This window comes from Achromobacter sp. DMS1, assembly GCF_001270295.1.
On record NZ_LHSJ01000068.1, the window covers coordinates 1 to 5,835 of the forward strand.

At 69.4% G+C, this 5,835-nt stretch carries 5 protein-coding genes and 1 pseudogene; 4 read left to right on the forward strand and 2 right to left on the reverse strand.

Features of this window, described 5'->3' with window-relative positions; all coding sequences use genetic code 11:
* The first annotated feature begins 264 nt into the window (after positions 1-264).
* The 4 genes and pseudogenes from argA (at position 265) to AD428_RS27735 (ending at position 4,026) form a co-directional block, all read left to right on the forward strand.
* Complete coding sequence (gene argA, locus AD428_RS10035; protein ID WP_053245068.1) at positions 265-1,623, forward strand: amino-acid N-acetyltransferase; 1,359 nt, start codon at positions 265-267, stop codon at positions 1,621-1,623.
* A 104-nt stretch (positions 1,624-1,727) separates the two neighbouring features.
* Positions 1,728-2,000 carry an oxidative damage protection protein gene (locus AD428_RS10040; protein ID WP_053245069.1) on the forward strand — a complete coding sequence of 91 codons (273 nt, stop codon included), beginning with the start codon at positions 1,728-1,730 and terminating at the stop codon, positions 1,998-2,000.
* Positions 2,001-2,102: 102 nt separating this feature from the next.
* Positions 2,103-3,656, forward strand: a pseudogene (locus AD428_RS10045) (phosphocholine-specific phospholipase C); the annotation flags it as partial.
* A gap of 58 nt (positions 3,657-3,714) precedes the next feature.
* Positions 3,715-4,026: a phospholipase domain-containing protein gene (locus tag AD428_RS27735; protein WP_235489692.1), complete on the forward strand. Its 312-nt coding sequence runs from the start codon at positions 3,715-3,717 to the stop codon at positions 4,024-4,026.
* 58 nt (positions 4,027-4,084) lie between these two features.
* On the opposite strand, the gene phoU is transcribed toward AD428_RS27735, so the two are convergent.
* Together phoU and rpiA are read right to left on the reverse strand one after the other, a co-directional pair.
* The gene (gene phoU, locus AD428_RS10050) at positions 4,085-4,807 is read right to left on the reverse strand and encodes a phosphate signaling complex protein PhoU (RefSeq protein ID WP_053245070.1); all 723 of its coding nucleotides are present in this window, start codon (positions 4,805-4,807) and stop codon (positions 4,085-4,087) included.
* A 209-nt stretch (positions 4,808-5,016) separates the two neighbouring features.
* The gene (gene rpiA / locus AD428_RS10055; protein ID WP_053245071.1) at positions 5,017-5,697 is read right to left on the reverse strand and encodes a ribose-5-phosphate isomerase RpiA; all 681 of its coding nucleotides are present in this window, start codon (positions 5,695-5,697) and stop codon (positions 5,017-5,019) included.
* Positions 5,698-5,835: the final 138 nt, after the last annotated feature.

Consider the following 5,835-nt stretch of genomic DNA (forward strand, 5'->3'; position numbering starts at 1 on the left):
TCGCGCGGCGCGGCCGGCGCCTTGGCGGGCGCGCGCGGACGGGAGGATTCAGGCATGTATCGATTATCCGGTTAGCCGGGCATTATAAATTTTCGGGCGGCCGCGAGCCGTCCCGGCCGGGCAACGGATGGAAAAAGGCCCCCCGGCGGCCCCGATTCTCCGCCGTGCCGCGGGACGGACCGCCCTATAATTTCGCCACGCGGCGCGGCGCGATAACGCGGCCGGCCGCGCATTCGACCACTCCAAGGAATCCTTCTTTCCATCATGCCCGACCTGGAACCCGACACCGTCTCCGCCCTGGAAGCCCCGGAATTCGCGCCCGCCCAATTCGTCCGATGGTTCCGCGAAGTGGCGCCCTACGTGCACGCGTTCCGAGGCAAGACCTTCGTGGTGGCGTTCGGCGGCGAACTGGTGCAGGCGGGCGCGCTGAACGCGCTGGTGCAGGACCTGTCGCTGCTGTCCTCGCTGGGCATCCGGCTGGTGCTGGTGCACGGCTCGCGGCCCCAGGTCAACGAGCAGCTGCGGCTCAAGGGCTATACCCAGCAATTCGACCGCGGCATGTCGCCCACCGATGCGGCGGCGCTGGAATGCGCCAAAGAGGCCGCCGGAGAGATCCGCCTGGACATCGAGGCCGCCTTCAGCCAGGGGCTGCCCAACACGCCGATGTCGCATTCGCACATCCGCGTCATCTCGGGCAATTTCGTCACCGCGCGACCGGCCGGCGTGATCGACGGCGTGGACTACCGCCACACCGGCCTGGTGCGCAAGATCGACGTCGAGGCGCTCAAGTTCGCCATCGAGAAGGCCTCGTCGATGGTGCTGCTCTCGCCGCTGGGCTTCTCGCCCACGGGCGACGCGTTCAACCTGGCCATGGAAGACCTGGCCACCAGCGTGGCCGTGGCGCTGCGCGCGGAAAAGCTCATCTTTCTCTCCAGCTCGCAGGGCGTGCTGCAGGAAGACGGCTCGGTGGACACCGAGCTGGCGCGGGTCGACGCCGACGCCCTGCTCGCCAAGGGCGGGCTGGACGAGGAAACCGCGGCCTTCCTGCAATACGCTTCGCTGGCCGTCAAGCGCGGCGTGGCGCGCGCGCATATCGTGCCATTCGCGCTGGACGGCAGCGTGCTGCTGGAGATCTTCACCCACGACGGCGTGGGCACCATGGTGGTCGAAGATACGCTCGACGACCTGCGGCCGGCCACGCTGGACGACGTGGGCGCCATCCTGAGCCTGATCGAGCCGCTGGAGGCCGACGGCACGCTGGTGCCGCGCCCGCGCAGCGTGGTCGAACGCGACGTGGAGAACTTCACCGTGCTGGAGCACGACGGCGTCATCTACGGCTGCGCCACGCTGCACAATTTCCCCGAGGAGCAGATGGCCGAAATGGCCTGCCTCATCGTGCACCCCGAATGGCAGGGCTCGGGCGAAGGCGAGATCCTGCTGCGCCATATGGAGGCGCGCGCGCGCGCCGCGGGCGCCAAGCGGCTGTTCGTGCTCACCACGCGCACCTCGCACTGGTTCATGAAGCGCGGCTTCGTGCCCGGCGGCATTGCCGACCTGCCGCGCGAAAAGCAGGCCAACTACAACCGCTCGCGCAACAGCCTGATCTTCATCAAGAAACTTTGAAGACGGCCCGGGCCGGCACGCCCCTGCGCGGCGCGGGGGCTTGCCACCCACGCCGCGCCAAGCCCGGTAAACTACGTTTTTCTTTCATTTTCCGGCAGCGAATCATGGCCCGTACCGTCAACTGTGTGAAACTCAAGCGCGAAGCCGAAGGGCTGGATTACCCGCCCTATCCCGGCGAGCTCGGCACCCGCATCTGGCAAAGCATCTCCAAGGAAGCCTGGGAGGAGTGGAAACAGGTGCAGACCCGCCTGGTCAACGAAAACCGCCTCAACCTGGCCGACGCCCGCGCACGCAAATACCTGCAGCAGCAAATGGAACGCTTCCTCTTCGAGGATGGCAGCGTCGAAGCCCAGGGCTACGTCCCCCCCTCCGCCTGACCCGCCCGGCGGGAGCCCGCGCTCCCGCCTTTCCCGTTCCGTGCATGCTCCCGCAAGGCCGGCCCGCGGGCGGATACCGCAGCGCAGCACGAAGGCACTCCCATGACCTCCCCCCGCCGCTGGCCCGCCGCCATCGGGCGCGCCCTGTCCATCGAGCCCGACCGACGCACCGGCACCCTGCGCGACGTGGAGCACGTGGTGATCCTCATGCAGGAAAACCGCTCGTTCGACCATTATTTCGGCGCGCTGCCGGGCGTGCGCGGGCTGGCCGACCCGCTGGCCGTGCCCACCGCCGACGGCAGCGTCATGGCGCAGCGCGGTCCCGAAGGCGAAACAACGCCCTACCCGCTGCAGCCGGAACAGCCGAGCGACACGCCCCTGGGCTATCTCACGCCGCACACCTGGGACGATGCGCAGCGCGCCTGGAACGACGGCCGCATGGACCAGTGGCTGCCCGCCAAGGGCCGGATCGCCATGGGCATGCACCGGCCGGACGACATCCCTTTCCAGACGGCGCTGGCCGAGGCTTTCACGCTTTGCGACGCCTACCATTGCTCCATGCAGGCGGGCACCAACCCGAACCGCCTGTTTCTCTGGACCGGCACGCAGGACCCGCTCGGCAAGGCGGGCGGGCCGGCGCTGGTCAACACCCATGACCGCCTCGGCCCCGTCGCCGAAGGCTATGCCTGGACCACCTATCCCGAGCGCCTGTCGGCCGCGGGCGTGCAGTGGCGCATCTACCAGGACATGGAAGACAACTACCACGACAACCCGCTGGCGGGCTTTCGCCAGTACCGCCGCGAATACGAAAGCGCCGCCCCGCAGGCGGCGCTGCGCGACCGGGCGCTGCGCACCCGCACCCTGGACGCGCTTGCGCGCGACGTGGAGCAAGGCGCGCTGCCGCAGGTGGCCTGGATCATCGCGCCGGCGGCGGATTCCGAGCATCCCGAGGTGTCGTCCCCACGCCAGGGCGGCGCCTATACGGAACGGGTGCTGGACATCCTGACACGCAACCCGGCCCTGTGGAGCCGCTGCGTGCTGTTCGTCACCTACGACGAAAACGATTGCTTCTTCGACCACGTGCCGCCCCCGGCGCCGCCCGCGCGCCAGGCCGACGGCAGCCCGGGCGGGCTGTCCACCGTGGAGCTGGACGGCGAGTACCACGATGCCCGCACCGGCCCCAGCGCCGGCACCGTCGACGATCCTCCGGCGCTGCACGGACGCGCATTCGGCCTGGGCCCGCGCGTGCCCATGCTGGCCGTTTCGCCGTGGAGCCGCGGCGGCTGGGTGAATTCGCAGGTGTTCGACCACACCTCGGTACTGCGTTTCCTGGAAACGCGCTTCGGCGTGGCCGAGCCGAACATCAGCGCCTGGCGGCGCGCCGTATGCGGCGACCTGACCTCGGCCTTCGACTTCGCCGGAACCCGCGCCGCGCCCGCCGGCCCGGGACGCCCCGCCTGTGCGCTGCCCTATGCGCTGGACGCGGCGGGGCGCCTGTCGGACGACGGCGCGCATTACCGGCTCGCGCTGCGCAATACGGGTGCGGCGGGCGCGGCGCTGCACGTCTATGACCTGTTGCGCCTGGATCTCGCGCCGCGCCGCTACACGCTGGACGCCGGCGCGCGCCTGGACGATGCCTGGCGGCTCGGAGCGCGGGGCGATTACGACCTCTGGCTGCTGGGGCCCGACGGCTTTCATCGCCGGTTCCGCGGCAATGCGCACGAAACCGGCGCGCTGGAAGCCGCCGCCCTTCCTTCCCCCGGACGGGGTGCGCATCCGGCTCGTCAATCCCGGAGCCGGGCCCCGCACGGTGCAGCTGGAATCGGAAATGGGCGACGGCTGGCGCGCGACGGTGCGGGTGCCGGCCGGCGGCGAGGCGGAAGTGGAGCATCCCGGCCTCGCAGGCTGGTACGACGTGCGGGTGCGCGCCGGCGGCTTTCTGCGGCGGCTTGCCGGCCGCCTGGACGGCGCCCGGCCCGGCCTCTCCGATCCACGCCTGCAGGCCAACGCCCGCGCGCTGGACTAGGGCGTGCCGACGCCAAAGAGCTTCGCGCGGGCGAGCGGCCGCGCGAAACCTCCGCGGCTCATTCTTCGCCGGCGTCGTCTTCTTCGCCGCGCGCCAGGCGCTCGGCGTTCTTCACCCCGGTGTGCCGCACGTCCGCGCCCTTGACCATGTAGATGACCCGCTCGGACATGTTCTTGGCGTGGTCGCCGATGCGCTCCAGCGCGCGAGCGATGAAGATCATGTCGATGGCGCGCGAGATGGTGCGCGGGTCTTCGATCATGTAGGTGATGAGGTGGCGCAGCGCCCCCTTCCATTCCTTGTCCACTTCCTTGTCGCTGCGCACGACGGCCGCGGCCTGGATGGGATCGAGGCGGGCGAAGGCGTCCAGCGCCTGGTGCAGCATGGTGCGCACGTTGTTCGCCATGTGGCGCAGCTCGATGACGGGGGTATAGCGCAATTCCGACTCGTGGATGCGGCGGGCCACGACGGCGACCTTCTCGGCCTCGTCGCCCGAGCGCTCCATGTCGGTCAGCATCTTGGACACCGCCATCAGCATGCGCAGGTCGATGGCCGTGGGCTGGTGCCGCGCCAGGATGCGGCTGATGCTGTCGTCGATCTCCACCTCGTGGCGATTGACTTCCTTTTCGCGCTCGCGCACCTTCTCGACCAGCGACATGTCGCCGCTGGACAGCGCATCGATGGCCTCCTGGATCATCGCTTCCACGATGCCGCCCATGCGCAGGAATTGCGAACGGACGCTTTCCAGGTCGGCGTCGAATTGCTTGTTTGTATGCTCGGTCATCCGGGTTCCCTGCGTGGTTGGTCTCATGGCTTTGCCCCGATGCGTGGATTTTGCGGCGCGGGCTTGCTCAATCGGCAAGCGTATGACTCGTGTATGACAGGATTATGAAGGAAGTTCCGGACGGGCAGTCCCGGACGGGCAGTCCCGGACGGGCAGTCTCGGACGGGAAGTCCGGGCTGGAAACCCGGGGCCTGCCCCCCCTGCGGGCTTCAGGCCCCGCGATCCAGGCGGCGGATGCCGTTCTGCGTGGCCAGCAGCGCGACGTCGGCGCCGGCCAGCGCGAACAGGCCCACGGTGACCACGCCCGGCAGGTTGTTGATACGGGCTTCGAGCGCGGGCGCGTCGGAGATCGACAGGCCCGCCACGTCCAGGATGATGTTGCCGTTATCGGTGACGAACCCTTCGCGCAGGCGCGGCGCGCCGCCCAGCGCGGCCAGCGCCCGGGCCACGGCGGCGCGCGCCATGGGAATCACCTCGACGGGCAGCGGAAACCTGCCCAGGGTCTGCACGAGCTTGGATTCGTCGGCGATGCAGATGAAGCGCTCTGCGACCGAGGCCACGATTTTCTCGCGCGTGAGCGCGCCGCCCCCGCCCTTGATCATGTGCAGGTTGGCGTCGATTTCGTCGGCGCCGTCCACATAGAGGGGCATGCCCGCCACGTCGTTCAGGTCCAGCACCTTCAGGCCGTGGCTCGCCAGGCGGGCCGCGCTGCGTTCGGAGCTGGCCACCGTGCCGCCGATGCGGCCCTTGTAGCGGGCCAGCCCGTCGATGAAGAGGTCGGCGGTGGATCCGGTGCCCACGCCGATGACGACGTCCGGGCCGGCGACCTGTTCAACGAATTCCAGGGCCGCGTCGGCGGCCTGCTGCTTGAGTTCTTGCTGGGAGAGCATGGCGGTAGGCAAAGCGAAAAAGGGTCTCGGAGGCGGGAAATTTAGCAGATATCGCGCCGTTCAGCGCCCTTCCAGCGCGGGCCAGGCCCGCGCCAGGATGACCGGCGCCGCCGCGTCGGACGCCAGCTCGCCGAAGCC

Coding starts and splice junctions, on each gene's coding strand:
- argA (WP_053245068.1), top strand. CDS start 265: ATGCCCGACCTGGAACCCGACACCGTCTCCGCCCTGGAAGCCCCGGAA.
- AD428_RS10040 (WP_053245069.1), top strand. CDS start 1,728: ATGGCCCGTACCGTCAACTGTGTGAAACTCAAGCGCGAAGCCGAAGGG.
- AD428_RS27735 (WP_235489692.1), top strand. CDS start 3,715: ATGCGCACGAAACCGGCGCGCTGGAAGCCGCCGCCCTTCCTTCCCCCG.
- phoU (WP_053245070.1), bottom strand. CDS start 4,807: ATGACCGAGCATACAAACAAGCAATTCGACGCCGACCTGGAAAGCGTC.
- rpiA (WP_053245071.1), bottom strand. CDS start 5,697: ATGCTCTCCCAGCAAGAACTCAAGCAGCAGGCCGCCGACGCGGCCCTG.